The sequence below is a fragment of the Antarctobacter sp. genome, assembly GCF_048262615.1.
Classification (GTDB): domain Bacteria; phylum Pseudomonadota; class Alphaproteobacteria; order Rhodobacterales; family Rhodobacteraceae; genus Antarctobacter.
This window is the reverse complement of record NZ_JBLXFB010000001.1, coordinates 352,699-372,756: the sequence shown is the minus strand read 5'-3', so window position 1 is coordinate 372,756 and position 20,058 is coordinate 352,699. Positions and strand designations below refer to the sequence as shown.

Annotated in this window: 14 protein-coding genes; 4 read left to right on the top strand and 10 right to left on the bottom strand. The window is 62.8% G+C overall.

The genetic code is table 11. From position 1 onward, the window contains the following. The 4 genes from ACN0S5_RS01785 to ACN0S5_RS01770 form a co-directional block, all read right to left on the bottom strand. Nucleotides 1-2,400, bottom strand: a complete 2,400-nt coding sequence (locus ACN0S5_RS01785) for a circularly permuted type 2 ATP-grasp protein (protein ID WP_417205378.1) — start codon at nucleotides 2,398-2,400, stop codon at nucleotides 1-3. 2 nt (nucleotides 2,401-2,402) lie between these two features. Next, nucleotides 2,403-5,804, bottom strand: coding sequence for a DUF2126 domain-containing protein (locus ACN0S5_RS01780; protein WP_417205376.1), 3,402 nt, complete (start codon nucleotides 5,802-5,804; stop codon nucleotides 2,403-2,405). Nucleotides 5,805-6,085: 281 nt separating this feature from the next. Beyond that, nucleotides 6,086-7,840, bottom strand: coding sequence for a methyl-accepting chemotaxis protein (locus ACN0S5_RS01775; protein ID WP_417205374.1), 1,755 nt, complete (start codon nucleotides 7,838-7,840; stop codon nucleotides 6,086-6,088). Nucleotides 7,841-7,887: 47 nt separating this feature from the next. Continuing rightward, on the bottom strand, nucleotides 7,888-8,457 hold the full coding sequence (locus tag ACN0S5_RS01770) for a cache domain-containing protein (protein ID WP_417205372.1): 570 nt from the start codon (nucleotides 8,455-8,457) through the stop codon (nucleotides 7,888-7,890). A gap of 304 nt (nucleotides 8,458-8,761) precedes the next feature. On the opposite strand from ACN0S5_RS01770, the gene ACN0S5_RS01765 reads away from it, so the two are divergent. Both ACN0S5_RS01765 and ACN0S5_RS01760 read left to right on the top strand, forming a co-directional pair. After that, nucleotides 8,762-10,300, top strand: coding sequence for a trimethylamine methyltransferase family protein (locus tag ACN0S5_RS01765; RefSeq protein ID WP_417205370.1), 1,539 nt, complete (start codon nucleotides 8,762-8,764; stop codon nucleotides 10,298-10,300). 193 nt (nucleotides 10,301-10,493) lie between these two features. Continuing rightward, nucleotides 10,494-10,823, top strand: coding sequence for an SMR family transporter (locus ACN0S5_RS01760; protein ID WP_417205368.1), 330 nt, complete (start codon nucleotides 10,494-10,496; stop codon nucleotides 10,821-10,823). 171 nt (nucleotides 10,824-10,994) lie between these two features. On the opposite strand, the gene ACN0S5_RS01755 is transcribed toward ACN0S5_RS01760, so the two are convergent. Continuing rightward, a complete protein-coding gene (locus ACN0S5_RS01755; protein ID WP_417205366.1) occupies nucleotides 10,995-11,579 on the bottom strand; it encodes an outer membrane protein in 585 nt (194 codons plus the stop codon). 311 nt (nucleotides 11,580-11,890) lie between these two features. Between ACN0S5_RS01755 and typA the strand changes: the two genes are divergently transcribed. Continuing rightward, nucleotides 11,891-13,711: a translational GTPase TypA gene (gene typA, locus ACN0S5_RS01750; RefSeq protein ID WP_417205365.1), complete on the top strand. Its 1,821-nt coding sequence runs from the start codon at nucleotides 11,891-11,893 to the stop codon at nucleotides 13,709-13,711. 238 nt (nucleotides 13,712-13,949) lie between these two features. On the opposite strand, the gene ACN0S5_RS01745 is transcribed toward typA, so the two are convergent. The 5 genes from ACN0S5_RS01745 to recA form a co-directional block, all read right to left on the bottom strand. After that, on the bottom strand, nucleotides 13,950-14,216 hold the full coding sequence (locus ACN0S5_RS01745) for a hypothetical protein (protein ID WP_417205363.1): 267 nt from the start codon (nucleotides 14,214-14,216) through the stop codon (nucleotides 13,950-13,952). A 348-nt stretch (nucleotides 14,217-14,564) separates the two neighbouring features. Then, nucleotides 14,565-15,038: an MOSC domain-containing protein gene (locus ACN0S5_RS01740; RefSeq protein WP_417205361.1), complete on the bottom strand. Its 474-nt coding sequence runs from the start codon at nucleotides 15,036-15,038 to the stop codon at nucleotides 14,565-14,567. After that, a complete protein-coding gene (locus tag ACN0S5_RS01735; protein ID WP_417205359.1) occupies nucleotides 15,035-15,322 on the bottom strand; it encodes a DUF1330 domain-containing protein in 288 nt (95 codons plus the stop codon). Before ACN0S5_RS01735 ends, ACN0S5_RS01740 begins: the two co-directional genes overlap by 4 nt. Nucleotide 15,323: 1 nt before the next feature. Continuing rightward, nucleotides 15,324-18,002 carry an alanine--tRNA ligase gene (gene alaS / locus ACN0S5_RS01730; protein WP_417205358.1) on the bottom strand — a complete coding sequence of 893 codons (2,679 nt, stop codon included), beginning with the start codon at nucleotides 18,000-18,002 and terminating at the stop codon, nucleotides 15,324-15,326. Between the two features lie 160 nt (nucleotides 18,003-18,162). After that, nucleotides 18,163-19,230: a recombinase RecA gene (gene recA / locus ACN0S5_RS01725; RefSeq protein WP_417205356.1), complete on the bottom strand. Its 1,068-nt coding sequence runs from the start codon at nucleotides 19,228-19,230 to the stop codon at nucleotides 18,163-18,165. Nucleotides 19,231-19,400: 170 nt separating this feature from the next. On the opposite strand from recA, the gene ACN0S5_RS01720 reads away from it, so the two are divergent. Continuing rightward, nucleotides 19,401-19,991: a gamma-glutamyl kinase gene (locus ACN0S5_RS01720; RefSeq protein WP_417205354.1), complete on the top strand. Its 591-nt coding sequence runs from the start codon at nucleotides 19,401-19,403 to the stop codon at nucleotides 19,989-19,991. Nucleotides 19,992-20,058: the final 67 nt, after the last annotated feature.

Genomic DNA, 20,058 nt, shown 5'->3' with positions numbered 1-20,058 from the left:
CTACCCCATGTACTCGTTGTGAATGGCGTCCGACACCGCCTGCAAATCGTCGGCCAGTTTGGCCAGCGCGGCATTGCTCAGATCCTCTGGCGTGGCCACGCTCAGGTCGGTGTGAACCCGCAGGATGCGGCGACCCACAACGCTCAACTGGCTGGACTTGCTGCGTCGGGGCAGTTTCGCCTGCTGATCGCGCAACACCCCCGCCTGATAGATGACGGATCGAGGGTTCTCCGGGTCCAGTGCCAGCAGGTCGACCACCGTGGTGCGGTTTGTCTCGACCGAATAACGGCGGCGGTGGGTCATCACGCTGTCGCCAATCTCCAGCGCGGCATCAAGACTGCCCTGAGGCGCGCCCTCGGCGGAAAAGACCGCCAGCAGGTCCGAGATCTGCACGCCGCGTTCCAATGCGCGCCCCATCGACATAAAGCGCCAGCCCGAGAACCGGAACATGTTGTCATTCACCAGACCGGCAAACCCGGCCAGCTTGCGCAGCAACTGGCTCAGCGCGCGGCCGGTGGCATCGCCCGGCTCGACCGCACCGGCCAAGGCGCGCGCCGCGGCCTCCAGTTCATCCAGTGCGTACCAGCCATCGTCCGAGAACCTGTCCCGCACCTTGCTGGCGCAGCCCCGTGCGTTTTCCAGCAGCGTCAGAAACAGCTCCGGCATGGGGTGCGACAGATAGAGGCCCCGACCTTCGAGAAAGCGGCCCAACTGGTCAAAGACCGGCATCGGGGTTCCGCTGTGATCCTCCAGCCGCAGGTGATAGGCCCGCAGGGTCCGCGCGGTAAAATCCGCCCGCTCCACGTAGCGGCCCAGCCAGAACAGGTTGTCCGCCGCCCGCGCCGGAAGACGTCCGGGCATCCGCCGCACAAACGGTCCGGGCTGTTGGCCTGACAGGGTATCGGGCGCGACCGGGCGGTCACCGACAATCCAGACATCGGCCACCGATCCGCCGCTTTGCATGGCCAGCGCCGTGGGGTCGCCATTGCGCCCGATGCGCGCGTACCCCCCCGGCATCACGGTCCAGCCGTCGCGCGTGCGCGCCGCAAAGACCCGCACCACCATGGGCCGTGGGACCAGTTGGCCGTCGATCATGGCGGGTGTCGTCGACAGCGTCACCGCCTCCTGCCCCACCAGCGAGTCGCCGTTCTTTTCCAGCCAGTCCAGCACCGGCCCCCGCGCATTGTCCCGGAACCGACCGCCAAGCGCCGTGGTGCTGTCGTAGTCAAACGGCAGATCGGTCGACAATGCCGGGCCAATCATCATCCGTTCCAGATTATCGCGGACATAGGCGCGTTCCTTGGCCTGCCCGCACCACCATGTGGCGATATTGGGCAGCTTCAGCCGCTCTCCCAGCAGCGCCTCGGAGATACGCGGCAAAAAGGCCATCAGCGCGCGCGCCTCCAGCACACCCGACCCAAGGCAGTTCAGCATCGTCACCGAGCCTGAGCGCAGGGTGCTGACCATGCCCGGTGTGCCAAGCGCCGAGGTTTCATCCAGTTCCAGCGGGTCGGCAAACCGCGAGTCAAGCCGACGCCAGAGCACGCTGACCGGCTCCAGCCCGCTGATCGTGCGCACCATCAGCCTGCCGTCCACCGTCACCAGATCCTCGGATTCCAGCAAGAGGAACCCCAGATACCGCGCGATATAGGCGTGTTCGAAATAGGTGTCGGTGTGCTGACCGGGGGTCAGGATCGCCACCTGCCCCTGCTCTGTCCCGCGCAATTGGGTCAGCCGATCCCGGAAACTGCGAAAGAACCCGGCAAGGCGCTGAACATTCGCCTCGGGGTAAAGTTCATGGAAAACGCGCAGGGTCGCCATGCGGTTTTCAAGGGCAAAGCCGCTGCCCGACGGGGCCTGCGTCCGGTCGCCCAGCACCAGCCAACTGCCATCGGGGGAGCGCCCGATCTCGAAGGCAAGGAAATGCAGGTAATGACCCGAGCGCGGTTTCACCCCGACCATCGGGTTCAGCCATTCGGGATTGCGCGCGACCAATTGCGGCGGCAGCAGGCCACGTTTGACCAGATCCGCGGGACCGTACAGGTCCGCCATGGTGCGTTCCAGCAGTTCGGCCCGCTGTTCGATCCCGGCGGCAAGGTCGCGCCACTCTGACTCGGCAATGATCACCGGGATATGGCTGAGTGGCCAATTGCGCATGGCGGATTCGTCGCCGGTGTACTGGCGATAATAGACGCCCGCATCCTGTAGGTAGAGATCGCCACGGGCAAAGTCCTGAGCAACCTGACCGGGGTCACGCCCGGCCAGATGGTCAATCATCGGCTTCCACGCCGGACGCAGGCTGCCATCCCGCCGCAACAATTCATCAGCCACCCCTTTGGGTGGCTGATAATGTTCCAGCGGCGCCTTGCGCGCCGGTGCAGCGGCGCCGGGGTCGACCATTGTCAGATCCAGGGGGCGCGGCGCAGATCGAGCGTCATCGGGAACTCCGGATGCGTGTTTTCGGTAGCCGGTTGGTAGGTCCCCGGGGTATGCCCCCATTTCTCGAACCGTGCAAGACGACGGGCGTCCGCCTCATTGGTATTGACCGGGAACGTGTCGTAACTCCGTCCGCCCGGATGCGCGACATGATAGGTACACCCGCCGATCGCCCGCCCCGACCAAGTGTCGAAGATGTCAAAGATCAGCGGTGCGTCCACCGGCAGGACCGGGTGCAGCGCCTCGGCCGGTTGCCACGCCTTGAACCGCACACCACCAACGCGGCGGCCGCTGTCGCCGGTCTGCGACATCGGCACCTTGCGTTGGTTACAACACACGACATAGCGGTCCGGATCGGCAGAGGTCAGTTGCACCTGCATCCGCTCAACCGAACTGTCGGTATAGCGCACCGTGCCGCCGATTGCGCCGCGTTCGCCCAGCACATGCCACGGCTCCAGCGCCTGACGCACCTCCAGATGAACGCCATCGGCCTCGATCTCGCCGGCAAAGGGGAAGCGGAATTCACGCTGCGCCTCATACCACTCGGGCCGCAGATCGAACCCGTGTTCCTTGAGATCGCGCAGCACGTCAAGGAAATCGGCCCAGACGAATTCCGGCAACATGAACCGGTCGTGCAGCGTGGTGCCCCAGCGCACCGGCTTGCCCTTGACGGGCGATTTCCACAGCCGCACCAGCAGCGCGCGGATCAGCACCTGCTGCGCAAGGCTCATGCGCGGATCAGGCGGCATCTCGAAGCCGCGGAATTCCACCAGCCCCAGACGCCCGGTCGGACCGTCCGGTGAATACAGCTTGTCGATGCAGATTTCGGCCCGGTGGGTGTTGCCGGTCACGTCGATCAGGATGTTGCGCAGCAGCCGGTCCACCAGCCAGGGCGGTGGCGTCCCCCCTTCATCCGGATCGGGGATCTGCGACATCGCGATTTCAAGCTCATAGAGCGTGTCGTGCCGCGCCTCATCAATCCGTGGTGCCTGACTGGTCGGCCCGATAAAGGTGCCCGAGAACAGATAGGACATCGACGGATGCCGCTGCATGTACAGGATCAGTGAGCGCAGCAGGTCGGGTCGCCGCAGGAATGGCGAGTCCATGGGCGTCGCGCCGCCCACGACCACGTGGTTGCCGCCGCCAGTGCCGGTGTGTTTGCCGTCGATCATGAACTTGTCGGCACCAAGGCGGCACTGACGGGCCTCATCGTAGACCGTGCTGGTGATGTCGACGCAATCCTTCCAGCTGGACGCGGGATGCACGTTGACCTCGATCACGCCGGGGTCCGGTGCCACCTTGATCACGTTCAGGCGGGAATCGTGCGGCGGTGTATAGCCTTCGATGTGCAGCGGAAGGGCCAGCGCCTCGGCGGTGGCCTCGGCGGCAGAGATCAGTTCAAGGTAATCCTCCAGCTGTTCCACCGGCGGCATGAACAGGCAAAGCTTGCCATCGCGCGGCTCCACCGCGATGGCGGTGCGCACGGTGGCCCCCTCCGGCGTCACCGCCTGTTCGCGCAGCGCCTCTGACGGCTCATCCCCGCGCAGGGCGGACACGGGTTGTTCGCGGCCCGGCGTGGTTTCCGGCAGGGTGTCGCGCTCTTCCTGTGCGATGCGCCGCAGCTCTTCGAAAACGGCCTGCCGCTTGTCGTCCATTTCCAGGAAATCCGGCAATTCGTCGACCGGCACATTGGGGTCCGCCGGATAGACGTAGGGATAGTTGGACGGGCTGACATAGGGCAGCGTTCCCAGCGGCAGGCGAAAGCCCACCGGGCTGTCGCCGGGGATCAGGAACAGGTGGCCCCGCCGCGCGCGCCACCGCTCTGACCGCCAGCCACGGCCAAAGGCGCGCGATTGCCAGCGCTGGATCGGCAGCACAAACCCGGCGGGTTTGTCCAAGCCGCGGTCAAACACCCGCGCGATCCTTTGCCGGGCCTCGGGGTCTTTCAGGCGGGAATCCTCGGGCGTCACGTTCTCTGGCAATTCCGCCTCCTTGAGGATCCAGACGGCCGGGTCCTCATAGGCGGGTTGCACGTATTCCGTCCCGATCTCCAATGATTTGGCGAAGCCGACCATGAACCGCTCGGCGTCGACCTCAGTTGCGGATTTGTCGGTTTCGCGGGCCACCAGATCCTTGTTGCGCCAGATCGGTTTGCCATCGTGCCGCCAGTACAGCGAAAAGGTCCAGCGCGGCAGGGTTTCGCCCGGATACCATTTGCCCTGCCCGTAGTGCAGGAAACCGCCGGGCGCGAACTTGTCATGCAAGCGCCGGATCAACTGGTCTGCCAGATCGCGCTTTTGCGGGCCGACGGCATCGGTGTTCCACTCCGGGCTTTCGAAATCGTCGATGGACACAAAGGTCGGCTCACCGCCCATGGTCAGGCGCATGTCCGCCGCCTCGATTTCCTCGTCGACCTTGTGCCCCAGCGCATTCAGCGCGTCCCAGCTTTCTTCGGAGAACGGCTTGGTGATGCGCGGGTGTTCCGCAATGCGGTTGACCTCCATCGCAAAGTCGAACTCGGTCTTGGTGTCCTTGTGCCCCTCAAAACCGCCCACGATGGGGGCCGCGTTGCTGTAGTGCGGGGTCGCGGCCAGCGGGATGTGGCTTTCGCCGGTCAGCAGGCCGCTGGTCGGGTCAAGGCCGACCCAGCCCGCGCCGGGCAGATAGACCTCACACCATGCGTGCAGATCGGTGAAATCATGGTCGGTGCCCGAGGGGCCATCCAGCGCCTCAAGATCCGGCTTCAACTGGATCAGGTAGCCCGAGACAAAGCGTGTCGCAAAACCAAGATGGCGCAGGATATTGATCAGCAGCCAACTGGTGTCACGGCACGAGCCAGAGCCTTTGGTCAGCGTTTCCTCGGGCGTCTGCACACCGGGTTCCATCCGGATCAGATAGTCGATTTCGGTTTCTAGCTGCCGGTTCAACTCGACCAGAAAATCGATGGTGACCTGCTTCTTGCGCGGAACGCTTTCGACCCATGCCTTGACCTTGGGGGTGATCGGCACGGCCCTGCGGTAAACCGCAAGATCCGGGGCGATATCCTCGGGGTAGGAAAAGGGCCATTCGCGGGCCACGTCGTCCACGAAGAAATCGAACGGGTTGTAGACGGTCATGTCGGCAACCAGATCGACCTCGATCCGGAATTCTGTCACCGGCTCCGGAAAGACAAAGCGCGCCAGCCAATTGCCGTAGATGTCCTGCTGATGGTTTACGAAATGGTCTTCCGGCGAGACTTTGAGCGAATGGCTGATCACCCGTGTTCGGCTGTGAGGCGCAGGGCGAAGACGGATAATCTGCGGAGACAGGGTGACCGGACGGTCATACGTATAGTGCGTGAGGTGCCGAATGCTCGCCGTAATCGCCATTTTGTTCCCGTCTGTCCCGAGTTGCGTTTTCCTTCTTCCACAGAACCCTTCACGGAGCGGGATGTAAACCCGTTGCCACGGTCGACCGGCAATCGGCCAGTCGATACCGTCCCCAAGTGACAGCTTTCGGCAAATGCCCTGTTTTTGGGCGATCCGGCGCAAGACGGCGGGCAAGTGCCGGATTTTCGACCGCCCGAAAGCCTGTCGAAGAAGCGGGCGGCGACCCTTCTGGCACGCGTGACAGGTCAGTGACTCAGGCACGCGTTCTCAGGCAAGTGTTCTCAGGCCGCCCTATTCGCCGGTTTCTTGGCAGGTCCACGGTCCGTGCGGTCGGCAGAGCCCGCTTTTTGCGTGGTGAAACGCCCGACGGTCTCGCTGAGCGCGCTGGCGTCGCCCCGCATCATATGTGCCGAGGCGGTGGCCTCCTCGACCATGGCCGCGTTCTGCTGCGTGACCCGGTCAAGGTTTGACACACCCACATTGATTTCCTGCAAACCCTGTGCCTGTTCCCCGGCGCTGTTTGCTATGCCGCTGACCATCTTCGAGACATCGGCAACACGGGCCAACACATCGTCCAGTGCGCCACCAGCCTCCTCGACCAGTTTGACGCCGCTGGTGACCTGTTCACCGGCGCCGGTGATCAGATCCTTGATCTGCTGGGCCGCCGCAGCGCTGCGCTGCGCCAGCCCCCGGACCTCTGTCGCCACAACGGCAAACCCCTTGCCGGATTCCCCTGCCCGTGCCGCCTCGACACCGGCATTGAGCGCCAGCAGATTGGTCTGAAAGGCGATGTCGTCGATCACATTGGTGATCTCGCTGATCTGATCCGAAGATTTCTCGATTGCGCCCATCGCTTCGATGGCGGACCGCATCACCTGGCCATTGCGTTCGGCGATGTCGCGGGTCTGGCGCACCTGCTCATCGGCGCTTTGGGCATTTTCGGCCGCTGCTGTCACACTGCTCAACAGTTCCTCCAGCGCCGCCGCCGATTGCTCCAGCGTGGCTGCCTGCGTTTCCGTCCGGCGGGCAAGATCGTCTGAGGCAGAGGTGATCTGGTTGGCATTGTCGAGCAAGCTGCCCGCGCTCGCCGAAACCTCGTCGATCACCTTCCGGAGGCTGGCGATGGCGCGGTTGTAGTTGGCGCGCAAGGCCGCGTATTCCTCCGGGAATTCTGCCTCGATCTCGCGGTTGAGCACACCATCGGCCAGCATGTCCAATGCCATACCCAGATGGTGCACCATTTCGACCTGCCGTTCCATATTCTCGGCTCGCTCCTCCTCGGCGGTGCGTGCGGCACGCAGCGCGACGATCAGCGACCGCATGTGCGCCACGATTTCACCGAACTCGTCACGCCGCCCGGCCATTCCGACCTCGGTCTCATAGTCGCCTTGCGAGACCCGGTTGACCGCTTCGGTCAACTGCCGCAAGGGCCGCCCCAGACTGCGCTGCAAAACCAAAAGCGTACCCGCCATCAGGACAACAAAAACCGCCGCCGCCGTCAGCAAAATGAGCTTGTTTTCCTTCCGGGAATCCGCCAGCGCCGCATCCGCGTTCCACGCCATCACCAAAGCACCGATCACCGGCCCCTCCGGTTCGGCCAGCACAGGTTCCGCGACGATCAACCCGTCGCCCGCCAATTGTCGCGTTCCCTCTGCCAGGGCCGTGCGCGCGATCGCCGAAATCTCATCGACAAGCGCCGGATCGTCACCGGCGCTGGCCAATACCGCGCCTTCTGCGTCCAGAACCACCATGGCGCTTCCGTCTGCCCCGGCCGCGCTCAGCGCAGCCGAAGTCATTTCTTCTATCTTGGGCACAACGCCGAACCGGATCGGTTTGACCAGCGACTCTGCATATCGGTCGGTCGACTTTGCCGCCTGATCGACGACGCCCTTGACCGCGAGCCCCTTTATCAAAGACCCCGCCTGGACCGAAATCACGCCCGCCACCACAATCGTGGTGACGGCCATGATCGCCGCACATCTGACGAATACCGAATGGAGCCCGGCCCCAAGCCGCCCCTTGCCGTCCTGTGTCATGCTCGCGTTCCTTGCCCGTTTTTTTGAGTTTCGTTGGTGTGCGGTGCTTACATCAGCGCTTCGGCGTCGATTCCGATGGTCATCGCACCGATGGGTTCGCCGCTTGCAGGGTCGGTGATGGTGACGGAAATCTGCGCCTGATAGGTCTGACTGGATTCATCGAACTCGATGTCGCCAAAGTGCACCGCACCCGCCCCCTTGGGATAGGTTTCCTGAAACTTCGCCTCATCCCCCTGCCAGTAGTCAGAGGTGGCCCCGGACGCGGCAACGTTCAGACCCTGCGCGTCCATGACAAAAACCTCTGTGATCATGCCGCCGCTGGCGGCGATCTGGCTGCGCAGGAAATCGGCGGCGGCGTTCTTGAGCACGCCATTGACCAGGTCAGAGCCGGTGCCGACCTCGGAGCGCCATGTCTTGTCCAGCGCATCGATCCGAATGGCATCGTAGTCGGCAGTTTCGGCGTTTTGGGCAGTGATCGCCTTGATGATGGTGCCGTCATGCGCCCAGCTCATGATTTCGGTATCAACATAGGCCTGCATTGCGGCATGGGGTTCGACCGCCATGGCCATCGGGGGTGTCGCGACAAGCGCGGCAGACAGAAGAAAAGCGCGGATCATTCGTTTACTCCGGTGTTGGATTCGGGTTCCCGCACATTAGGCGCAGCGCATTTACGCGCCCTTAACCGTCTGTAAAATTGAATTCATTTTTGCCGCCGGATCAAAAACGACACGGCGTCGTTTTCGGCACAGACAAGACCGATGCGGTCGGAGACGCTGCCAGACATGTGCTGGGAATACGCAACCATCTCCTTGATCCTGCGCAAGATTGGCGCCCGACGCGGACGCGCGGCCCGTGGTCGGCCGGACTAGGCCCGCCGCCTCCGATCTGCCCTTTGCATTCCTGAAAAACGGACTTCTGAACATGACCGCACCCCTCTCGCGCCGCAGTGGTGGCCGTGCCGCACGGGTTGCCGCCCGCGCGTCCTCCCTGTCCGATGACATCCGCCCTGTCCGTCCCGGCATGACCGGCGGAAAATTCCGCCCGCTGACCGAGGCACAGGTCGCGCGGATTCATGCGACCGCCCTGCGCGCGCTCGACGAAATCGGTCTTGCCGATGCCCCTCCCTCGGGGATCGAACTGCTCACCGCCGCCGGTGCCAGACTGGGCGGCGACGGACGGCTGAGGTTTTCCCCGGCGCTGGTCGAGGACATGTTGGCCAAGGCCTGCCGTGACCTGTCCCTATGTGGCCGCGATCCGCGCTTTGACCTCGACCTGTCGGGGCAGCGCGTCCACTACGGCACCGCGGGTGCCGCGGTGCACATGGTCGACGTTGCAGGCCGTAACTATCGCGAAAGCACCCTGCAAGACCTGCACGACGCCGCGCGCATCGCGCATGTGCTGGACAATATCCATTTCCTGCAACGCCCGATGGTGGCGCGCGACATCCTCGACAACCGAGAGATGGACCTGAACACCATCTACGCCTGCTGCGCGGGCACCACCAAGCACGTTGGCACATCTTTCTCTGACCCGTCACATGTGGCGGAGGGGCTGGAGCTGTTGCACATGATCGCCGGTGGCGAGGCGGCATGGCGCGCACGGCCGTTTGTATCCAATTCCAACTGTTTCGTCGTGCCGCCGATGAAATTCGCCACGGAAAGCTGTCAGGCGATGGAGACCTGCGTCCTTGGCGGCATGCCGGTCCTCCTGCTGAGCGCCGGGATGGCCGGGGCCACCGCGCCCTCGACCATCGCGGGGGCCATCGTGCAGGCCGTCGCCGAATGCCTTGCCGGTGTGGTCTATGTGAACGCATTGAAACCGGGCCATCCGGCGATCTTCGGCACATGGCCGTTCGGGTTGGACCTGCGGTCAGGGGCCATGACCGTGGGATCGGGTGAACAGGCGCTGCTGTCCTCGGGCTGCGCGCAGATGCACGCATTTTACGGACTGCCCGGCGGGGCCACCGGCGGGGCTTCGGATTCCAAACTGCCGGACATGCAGGCGGGATGGGAACAGATGTGCACCAACGTCATGGCCGGACTGTCGGGCCTGAACATGGTCTACGAGGCGGCGGGAATGCATGCCTCCTTGCTGGGGTTCTGCCACGAAAGCCTGATCCTGGGCGACGACCTGATCGGTCAGGCGCTGCGCTGCGTGCGCGGGATCGAGGTGGACGACGACACGCTGGCGCTGGAGCAGATGCGCGATGTCTGCCTGAACGGACCGGGCCACTACCTTGGCACCGACGCGACCCTTGGCCGGATGCAACGCGACCACGTCTACCCCAAGCTGGGCAACCGCAGTTCCCCGAAGGAATGGGAAGAAAAGGAAAAGCCCGATCTGCTGGTCAACGCGACCGCCCGCAAGGATGACATCCTTGCCTCCCGCAGCCCGGCGCGGTTTGACCCCGCCACCGACGCCGCAATCCGGGCGCGGTTCAACATCCATCTGCCCGCCTGAGACCGGCCGGGCAAAGGACGCCACCGCCCCCGATCCCCATAAGGTTTCGGGGCGCTCCGGCGACAGCGGCCTGTCGCTGCGCGGCGACGTCTGCGCCTGCAATCATCACAGGGACCAGCCGCTTGCGGTTGCGCGCGGGTCACGCTAGCGGTGATCCCGCGCCCGCCGTTTCGCAAGTGGCCCGGAGTTTTCGATGCCTTACCTGATCCTCGCTTTCGCTGTTCTGGCCGAAACCATCGGCACAACCGCGCTGCAAGCCAGTCAGCAATTTTCCAAGGTGGGGCCGACGATTGTTGTGGTCCTTGCCTACGGCGCGGCCTTTTACCTGCTGGGCGTCGCGCTGAAGTATTTCCCGGTCGGCATCGCCTATGCGATCTGGTCGGGACTTGGGATTGTCCTGATCGCGGCCATTGGTGTGGTGGTCTTTGGCCAGCGGCTCGACCTGCCTGCCATCCTGGGCATGGGGCTTATTCTGACCGGGATTCTGGTCATTCACCTGTTTTCGAACACGTCACCACACTGAAACCACACCACGCCCACCGCTGAAATCCACCGGTCCGGCAACCGGCCCAGCCGGTGTCGACCTTTCACAAGGACGGGCACCCGTCCCCGACGGTTCCGCATCTCAACAAAAAATCCCCCCGGAGCGATTGCTCCGAGGGGACCGTGCCTTCCGCAAACACGTGAGGGGACATCAGAAGCGGAAGGAACCCCGCAGCGAGAATGTCTGCGCGTCGATGTCGGCACCGGATCCGCCCACATCGTCAAAGCTGTGCGCCAGCGCCTCACCACCGATCGAGAACCGGTCACTGACGCGATACTCGATGCCGACACCGCCGACGGGACCGGTTGCATCTCCCAGCGCGGTGTCGATCCGCGCGACACCGGCGGTGCCGTACAGCAGCGACTGGCCCATCTCATAGCCGACCCGCCCTTTGAGCCGCATGACGTTGTCCACGTCCACGCCACCAAGGGAATAGTCGTCACCGGCCTGATACTCGAACTCGCCGCCGACCACGACTTTGCCGAAGTCATAATCATAGCCGGTGTGCAGGCCATAGATGGTGCCGTTGTTCGACGTGCCGCCGCCCTGCGCGTTCATGTTGCCCAGCGAAAGACCACCATAAATGCCGGTCCAATCAACGCCGAGGGGCGCCACGGGCACAACGGGTGCCATGGGGGCAACCTCGACCGGGGTGTCGTCAAGGCTGCCGGCAAGGACCGGGGCCGCACCAAGAGTTGCCGCCGCTGCGACAAGGGCAAAAATGCTCGATTTCATGACTGTCTCCTTTTCTGGTTCCGTACGCCGCTCTCAGGCAGCGCGTCATGTCACGACGGGATGTATCCGTCCGTCATGCACTTTCAACGGGCCAGACCCCGACTTGTTCCATCCGGTTCGCCCCCGGGCTCCCGGACCGGCCAAAGACCGCTGAGGCAGCCCGTTCCTCGGCCAAAGCCCGCCGGTTCCCTCTGGCGCTCTCGTGACCGTGACCTGTTCCCCCCTTGCAACTGGCTTGCGGCAAAACGGCTCTGGCCTTTTTGCCGCGTCCCGGCTACGTCCGCGCCAACTCCGGACAAAGGAAACGTCTTATGGATTTGCGCAACGTCGCGATCATCGCCCACGTGGACCACGGCAAGACAACATTGGTGGACGAGCTGCTGAAACAATCCGGCGCCTTCCGCGCCAATCAGGCTGTGGCCGAACGTGCCATGGATTCCAATGACCTGGAACGTGAACGCGGGATCACCATTCTTGCCAAAGCGACCAGCGTCGAGTGGAAGGGCAAGCGCATCAATATCGTGGATACCCCCGGCCACGCCGATTTCGGGGCCGAGGTGGAACGCATCCTGTCGATGGTCGATGGCGTCGTTTTGCTGGTCGATGCCGCAGAAGGCCCGATGCCGCAGACAAAATTCGTCACCTCCAAGGCGCTGGCGCTGGGCCTGCGCCCGATTGTGGTGCTCAACAAGGTCGACAAACCCGACGCCGAACCGGATCGCGCGCTGGATGAGGTCTTTGACCTGTTCTCGAACCTCGACGCGGACGAGGACCAGCTTGATTTCCCGCATCTCTACGCCTCGGGCCGCTCTGGCTGGTGCGATGCGGAACTGGACGGCCCGCGCAAGAACCTTGATGCACTGTTCAACCTGATCGTGAACCATGTGCCCGCGCCGCGGCAGGTCAAACATGTCGACGACGATTTCCGCATGTTGTCGGTAACGCTGGGTGCCGACCCCTTTGTCGGTCGCCTGCTGACCGGCCGCATCGAGTCCGGTCGTGTCAAGGTGGGACAGACCGTGCAGGCCCTGTCGCGTATCGGCCAAAAGATCGAACAGTTCCGCGTCACCAAGATTCAGGCTTTTCGCGGTCTGCACCTACAGGACATTGACGAAGCAGAGGCCGGCGACATTGTCAGCCTTGCAGGCATGACCAAGGCCACCGTGGCCGACACGCTTTGCGCGCTGGCGGTCGAAGATCCGCTGGAGGCCCAGCCCATCGACCCGCCGACCATCACCGTCACTTTCGGCATCAACGACAGCCCGCTGGCCGGCCGTGACGGCAAAAAGGTCCAGTCCCGCGTGATCCGCGACCGTCTGTACAAGGAGGCCGAAACCAACGTCGCCATCCGTATCAAGGACACCCCCGGCGGCGAAGCGTTTGAGGTCTCGGGCCGTGGCGAATTGCAAATGGGCGTGTTGATCGAAAACATGCGCCGCGAAGGCTTTGAACTGTCGATCTCGCGCCCGCAGGTGATCCTGCGCGAGGCGGACGGCAAGACGCTGGAACCGGTCGAAGAGGCCACCATCGACGTCGATGACGAATACTCCGGTGCGGTAATCGAAAAACTGACAGGCGTGCGCAAGGGCGAACTGGTGGAAATGCGCCCGGCAGGCGCCGGCAAGACGCGGATCATCGCGCATGTCCCGTCGCGCGGGTTGATCGGCTATCACGGCGAATTCCTGACCGACACCCGCGGCACCGGCGTTCTGAACCGCGTCTTTCACGGCTGGACCCCGCACAAAGGTCCGATTCCGGGCCGTCGCGCCGGTGTCCTGATCTCGATGGAAGACGGTGAGGCCGTGGCCTATGCGCTGTGGAACCTCGAAGACCGCGGCCGGATGATGATCGGGGCCCAGACCAAGGTTTATCAAGGCATGATCATCGGCGAACACAGCCGCGAGAATGACCTTGAGGTGAACCCGCTCAAAGGCAAGAAGCTGACCAACGTGCGCGCCTCTGGCACCGATGACGCGGTGCGTCTGACCACGCCCATCACGCTGTCGCTGGAAGAGGCCATCGCCTATATCAACGACGATGAGCTGGTCGAGGTGACGCCCAACGCGATCCGCCTGCGCAAGCGCCACCTTGACCCGCATGAGCGCAAGCGCGCCACACGGGGTGGGGTCTGACCCACCGCAGCCGCAAAGGGCGCTGACGGCGGTTTGACAGGGTCGGTCGGCCCCATGCTCCCTTCCCCCGGATACGGGGGGAGGACAGGTGGGGGGCCGAGGAGAGGATGTGCCGCATCAGCGGCGCCGCTGGATCACGGCAGCCTTTGTTCTCTGGCCTTGCCGCATGTGCGGCGCCTGAAAACAGAAAAGGCGCGGGGTGGCAGACCCCGCGCCTTTCTTGTTCGATGTACGTGAATTACTTGCAGGCCGCTTTCTTGGCCACGTAGTAGCCCTCTTTCACCATGTGCTTCGACTCTTTGTAGACAGCCGGATAGTGGACTTTGATCATCTGGCCGTTCTTGTATTCCCACTCGGTGTGGGCCGCCATGATCAGGTGCTGTTTGTAGCCGTATTTGGCCGGAACCCAGACCTTGTCATAGCAGGCAACAACTTTGCCTTCCCATGCCATTGCAGGTGCTGCGAAAGCGGCTGCGATAAGTGCGCCGACAAGAACTTTTTTCATGATCTTTCTCCCAAGAAAATTGAAGGTATCCAAACTCTAGCCAAGAAAATCGCCACCGCGCGACAGGAATTCCTGACTTGGCGCGGCAAAATTCCACAAACTCTACTTTTTCCAGCCGGAATCAGGGATTCTGTGGTGGAGGTGCCATAGTTTTGCAACGGTCCAGTCCGATCGGACCGACACGATATTTTCTATATCGGGAACAATTCACGGGATCGAAATTTTTCACCCCTCTGACAAGGGTTTGGCCGGAATGTCGCACGAATCAGTTATCATCCAAAGACCGGGAAAAATTTGTGGCAGGAGATTGCCCAAATGCCATAGCGCCGGGCAAAAAGGTGCCGACGCTCAGTCCGCGTCCACAACGACAGCGTCACCTTGGGCGATTGACCCCGATTGCACGACGGAACAACACCAGCCGCCATGCCCGCGCATGGCCGAATAGCCCCCCGGCCCTAGGATCGCCTCCATGCGGGAACAGGGCGCACATGGCGCCGTGACCTGCAACCGGACAGATCCGATACGCAGGCCAAATTCCCGAAGCGCTGTCAGGTTGATGCCCGAGATCACCAGATTGCGCCGCAGCACATCGGGTGGCACGTCTGGACGGTTCACCAGCGCCGCTACGACCGGCAGGTGCTCCGCCTGAATAACGGTCACCGCGCGTTTCCCGGACCGGCCATGGTCGCCGGTCAGGCCAGCGGCCCCGATCTCTGCGCGCGCGACCGCGACCAGCGGTGCTTTGCGTTCGGGCCGCAGACCAATCCACTCCAGCCGCCCCGGCCCTGCAAAGGTCCGGCGCAGGTCGGCAAGCGATCTCACTCGGAGATCTCGACCACCATCAGTTCACGCTCGGACGCGCCGCGTGCATGGCTCAGGGCCTCCTGATAGGCGTCGGACTGATAACATTCCACCGCCGCCTCGACCGAGGGGAACCGGGCAACCACATTGCGCGGGCGTTCCTTGCCTTCAAGTTGCACAAAGCGCCCGCCACGGGCGATGAAAGTCCCGCCATGAGCAGCAATGGCCGGCCCCGCTAGTTCGGCATATTGGCCGTAAGCTTCGGTGTCGGTCACGGTCACATGGGCAATCCAGAGTGCGGCCATCTCATTTTCCTCCAATTACGGCTTCTGCCGCCTTGATTGCAGCATCGGCGTTGTCGGCGCTGGCACCACCGCCCTGCGCCATGTCGGGACGGCCACCGCCGCCCTTGCCGCCCAATTCGGCCACAGCGGCCTTGACGATATCTACCGCCGACAGCCTGCCTTTCAGGTCATCGGTCACGCCCGCAGCCACCGCCGCCTTGCCGCCCGCATCGGCGATCAGCAGAACCGCGCCTGAGCCGATCCGGCCCTTGTGCTCGTCGATGAGCGGCGGCAGGTCTTTGCCCGTCACCCCGTTCAGCACCTGAGAAACAAGCTTTACACCATTGATTTCACGCACTTCTGCGCCACCACCCTGCCCGGCACCACCGGCCATGGCCAGCTCGCGCCGCAGTTGTGCCACTTCGGATTCGAGCTTTTTTCGGTCGTCCAGCAAGGCCTTGACCCGTGCAGGAACATCCGCCGTGCTCGCCTTCAGCGCACCGGCCACTTCGGCCAGACGGTGATCCTGCTCCGTGAGGTAATCCAAGGCCGCAGCACCTGTCAGCGCCTCGATCCGGCGCACGCCTGCGCTCGACGCGCTGTCGCCCAGCGTGACAAACAAACCGATATCGCCGGTCTGGCTGACATGGGTGCCGCCACACAGTTCGATCGAATAGGTCTGCCCCTCCGCGCCCTTGCCAGAGCCGTTTTGGATGCCCATCGACACCACGCGGACCTCATCGCCGTATTTCTCACCGAACAGCGCTTGCGCGCCGATCTCTCGCGCATCGTCCGGCGTCATGATCCGTGTGCTGACAGCGGCGTTCTGACGGATAAAGGCGTTTACATCGCGCTCCACCGCCTGCAATTCCGCAGCGCTCAACGCCTTGTTGTGGCTGAAATCGAAGCGCAGGCGGTCCGGTGCGTTGAGCGAGCCGCGCTGTGCGACGTGATCGCCGAGCGCCTCGCGCAGCGCCTCGTGCAGCAGGTGCGTGGCCGAGTGGTTGGCGCGGATCGCCGACCGGCGCGCATGATCGACCTCAAGCTGTAGCGCATCGCCTTTGGTCAGCGCGCCCCGGTCCACCGTCACATGATGCGCCGTGATCTTGCCACCCGCCATCTTTTGCGTGTCGGTGACCGTCGCGCCCTCATCTTCGTTTTCCAACCGGCGCAGCCAGCCGGTGTCGCCGACCTGACCGCCGGACTCGCCATAGAACGGCGTCTGGTTCAACACGACCCAACCGCTTTGGCCCGCATCCAGTTTCGAGACCGCCTTGCCGTCCACCACCAGCGCAAGAACCTGGCCCTCGGCGGTTTCGGTGTCGTAGCCAAGGAAATCAGTCGCACCATGGGAATCGGCAATGTCGAACCAGACGGTGGCATCCGCCGCCTCACCCGACCCGCTCCATGCGGCGCGCGCCCGTGCTTTCTGTTCCTGCATGGCAGTATCGAAGCCGTCGACATCCACGGTCCGGTTCTTCTCACGCAAGGCGTCCTGCGTCAGGTCCAGCGGAAACCCAAAGGTGTCATACAGCTTGAAGGCCGCAGCCCCCGGCAGCGGCGCGTCTTCGTCCAGCCCCGCCAATTCGTCGTCCAACAGCTTGAGCCCACGGTCCAGCGTCGCCTTGAACCGGGTCTCTTCCGATCTCAGCGTTTCCTCGATCAGCGCCTGCGCACGGCCCAGTTCGGGATAAGCCTGCCCCATCTGGCGCACCAACGCCGGGACAAGGCGGTACATCATCGGGTCTTGCGCCCCCAACAGGTGCGCGTGGCGCATGGCGCGCCGCATGATCCGACGCAGCACATAGCCGCGACCGTCATTGGACGGCATCACGCCATCGGCGATCAGAAAGGATGTCGACCGCAGGTGGTCGGCAATGACGCGGTGATGCATCTTGCCCGGCCCGTCCGGATCGACGTTGGCCGCATCCGCGCTCGCCTCGATCAGGCTGCGCATCAGGTCGGTGTCATAGTTGTCGTGTTTGCCCTGCAACAGCGCGCCGATCCGCTCCAACCCCATGCCGGTGTCGATCGACTGCATGTCCAGTGCCTTCATCGAGCCGTCCTCAAACTGCTCGTTCTGCATGAAGACGACGTTCCAGATCTCGATGAACCGATCGCCATCTTCATCCGGGCTGCCCGGAGGTCCGCCCCAGATATGATCGCCATGATCGTAGAAGATTTCCGTGCAAGGCCCGCAGGGGCCGGTCGGCCCCATCTGCCAGAAGTTGTCAGAGGTGGCGATGCGGATGATCCGATCCTCGGGCACGCCGACCTTTTTCCAGATCTCGAACGCCTCGTCGTCGGTGTGATAGACCGTGGTCAGCAGACGCTTGGGATCAATGCCGAATTCCTTCGTGATCAATTCCCAGGCGAATGGAATGGCATCCGTCTTGAAATAATCGCCGAAAGAGAAGTTCCCAAGCATCTCAAAAAAGGTGTGGTGGCGCGCAGTATAACCCACGTTGTCGAGGTCATTGTGCTTGCCGCCGGCGCGCACGCATTTCTGCGAGGTGGTGGCGCGGTTGTAATCGCGCTTTTCGACCCCGGTGAAGAGGTTCTTGAACTGCACCATGCCCGAGTTGACAAACATCAGCGTCGGGTCGTTGCGCGGCACCAGCGGGCTGGAGGCCACAACCTCATGCCCCTGCTTCTCAAAATACGTCAGAAAGGTAGAGCGGATGTCGTTCAGGCTTGCCATGTCGGGCCTCTTCGCGGGCGAGTGATCGGCGAAGATGTATCCGCGCCATCCGGCGGTGTCCACCGCCCCTTGACCCGGTGTGGGTCCGTCCGGGACTGTCGGGTGATCAAGAGAAAGGGCGCCCGGTGTGGCGCCCTCTCTGTTCCGATCGAGATAGAGATCAGTCCTCGGTCAGTTCCGGATCGTCTTCGGGCATGTCGAATTCCAGCCCATGCGCCGCGCGGATCTTGTCCTCGATCTCAAGCGCGACGCGTTTGTTTTCACGCAGGTAGGTCTTGACGTTCTCACGCCCCTGCCCGATCCGTTCATCGCCGTAACTGTACCAGGCCCCGGATTTCTCGACCACGCCGGCTTTGACGCCAAGGTCGATCAGCTCGCCCATCTTCGAGATGCCTTCGCCATACATGATGTCGAATTCCACCTGTTTGAACGGCGGAGCGACCTTGTTCTTGACCACCTTGACGCGGGTCTGGTTGCCCACCACCTCATCGCGGTCCTTGATCGCACCGATGCGGCGAATATCCAGACGGACCGAGGAGTAGAACTTCAGCGCGTTGCCGCCGGTGGTCGTTTCGGGAGAGCCGAACATGACGCCGATTTTCATCCGGATCTGGTTGATGAAGATCACCATGCAGTTCGACCGGCTGATCGACCCGGTCAGCTTGCGCATGGCCTGACTCATCAGACGGGCCTGCACGCCGACGTTCGAGTCCCCCATGTCGCCTTCGAGTTCGGATTTCGGCGTCAGCGCCGCGACCGAGTCGACAACCACAAGACTGACCGCGCCGGAGCGCACCAGTGTGTCCACGATTTCAAGGGCTTGCTCACCGGTATCGGGCTGGGAGATCAACAATTCGTCCAGATCGACGCCCAGTTTTTTCGCATATTGCGGGTCGAGTGCATGTTCTGCGTCGACAAAGGCGCAGACGCCGCCTTTCTTCTGCTCTTCCGCCACCACATGCAGGGTCAGCGTTGTCTTGCCCGAGCTTTCCGGGCCGTAAATCTCAATGATCCGCCCTTTGGGCAAACCGCCGATTCCCAGCGCGATATCAAGCCCCAGAGAGCCGGTCGAGGTCGACTCGATATCCTTGATGGCGTTCTCGCCCCCAAGCTTCATGATCGAGCCCTTGCCGAACTGACGTTCGATCTGGGCCAGCGCGCTGTCCAGGGCCTTCTGCTTTTCCGCTTTTTTCTTGGTATCCATGCTCAGAAGATCTGCCGTTGCCATGCGTTTCGATCCTTATTCCATATGCCGTGGAGCGCGGCAATCGCTGCTTTCGTTCACCTCTTGTTCCCAACCCTATGAGACCAAAGAGTGAACATTTCAAGTCAAATCTTTCCTTTCCCACTGTGCTGAGAGAGGGTTAAAGCAAGGTTTACGAAACAGGAACAAATTGAATGCTGGTGTTCTGGAAAGCGCGTCTTGTGATGTTGGCGGTGCCCAAGACGGGCACATCGGCCTATGCGCGCGCGCTGGCGCCGGTGGCTTCGATGGCCGTATCCGAACCGCCGGAACTGAAACATGCGCCCGTTTACCGCTACAATCGTTTTTTTCGGCCAATGTTCGAAAAAGTCGGTGGAGAGATGGACTTGCTGGCGGTCATCCGTGAACCCGTCGATTGGCTGGGGTCTTGGTATCGGTATCGCCAACGCGGGTTTCTCGAAGGCAAACCAACGTCGACACGGGGTGTGACATTCGACATGTTCTGCGACTCTTATGCTCAGGGAGATCGTCCCGCCTATGCAAATGTCGGCAGTCAGGCGAAATTCGTTGAGCCGCGGCCAAATGGCGTGGCGGTGTCACATCTGTTCAAATACGAAAATCAGGCTGGATTGATCGGTTTTCTGGAAGACCGGTTGCAGACCCGGATCGACCTGCCGCGGGAAAATGTATCCCCCAGCCGGGATGTGACCTTGTCCGCCGAGACCGAAGCGAAGCTGCGACGAAAATGCGCGGCGGACTTCGAAATCTGGGAAAGCGCGCGCTGACGCTGCCTGTCGGAGTTCGAGGCGCGACCCGGACGGCACCGCAAGGTCAAGAAACGGCCATCGGCCC

Bases quoted from the DNA above. Each gene is read 5' to 3' on its own strand.
- ACN0S5_RS01785 (WP_417205378.1), bottom strand. From the start codon at position 2,400: ATGGTCGACCCCGGCGCCGCTGCACCGGCGCGCAAGGCGCCGCTGGAA.
- ACN0S5_RS01780 (WP_417205376.1), bottom strand. From the start codon at position 5,804: ATGGCGATTACGGCGAGCATTCGGCACCTCACGCACTATACGTATGAC.
- ACN0S5_RS01775 (WP_417205374.1), bottom strand. From the start codon at position 7,840: ATGACACAGGACGGCAAGGGGCGGCTTGGGGCCGGGCTCCATTCGGTA.
- ACN0S5_RS01770 (WP_417205372.1), bottom strand. From the start codon at position 8,457: ATGATCCGCGCTTTTCTTCTGTCTGCCGCGCTTGTCGCGACACCCCCG.
- ACN0S5_RS01765 (WP_417205370.1), top strand. From the start codon at position 8,762: ATGACCGCACCCCTCTCGCGCCGCAGTGGTGGCCGTGCCGCACGGGTT.
- ACN0S5_RS01760 (WP_417205368.1), top strand. From the start codon at position 10,494: ATGCCTTACCTGATCCTCGCTTTCGCTGTTCTGGCCGAAACCATCGGC.
- ACN0S5_RS01755 (WP_417205366.1), bottom strand. From the start codon at position 11,579: ATGAAATCGAGCATTTTTGCCCTTGTCGCAGCGGCGGCAACTCTTGGT.
- typA (WP_417205365.1), top strand. From the start codon at position 11,891: ATGGATTTGCGCAACGTCGCGATCATCGCCCACGTGGACCACGGCAAG.
- ACN0S5_RS01745 (WP_417205363.1), bottom strand. From the start codon at position 14,216: ATGAAAAAAGTTCTTGTCGGCGCACTTATCGCAGCCGCTTTCGCAGCA.
- ACN0S5_RS01735 (WP_417205359.1), bottom strand. From the start codon at position 15,322: ATGGCCGCACTCTGGATTGCCCATGTGACCGTGACCGACACCGAAGCT.
- alaS (WP_417205358.1), bottom strand. From the start codon at position 18,002: ATGGCAAGCCTGAACGACATCCGCTCTACCTTTCTGACGTATTTTGAG.
- recA (WP_417205356.1), bottom strand. From the start codon at position 19,230: ATGGCAACGGCAGATCTTCTGAGCATGGATACCAAGAAAAAAGCGGAA.
- ACN0S5_RS01720 (WP_417205354.1), top strand. From the start codon at position 19,401: ATGCTGGTGTTCTGGAAAGCGCGTCTTGTGATGTTGGCGGTGCCCAAG.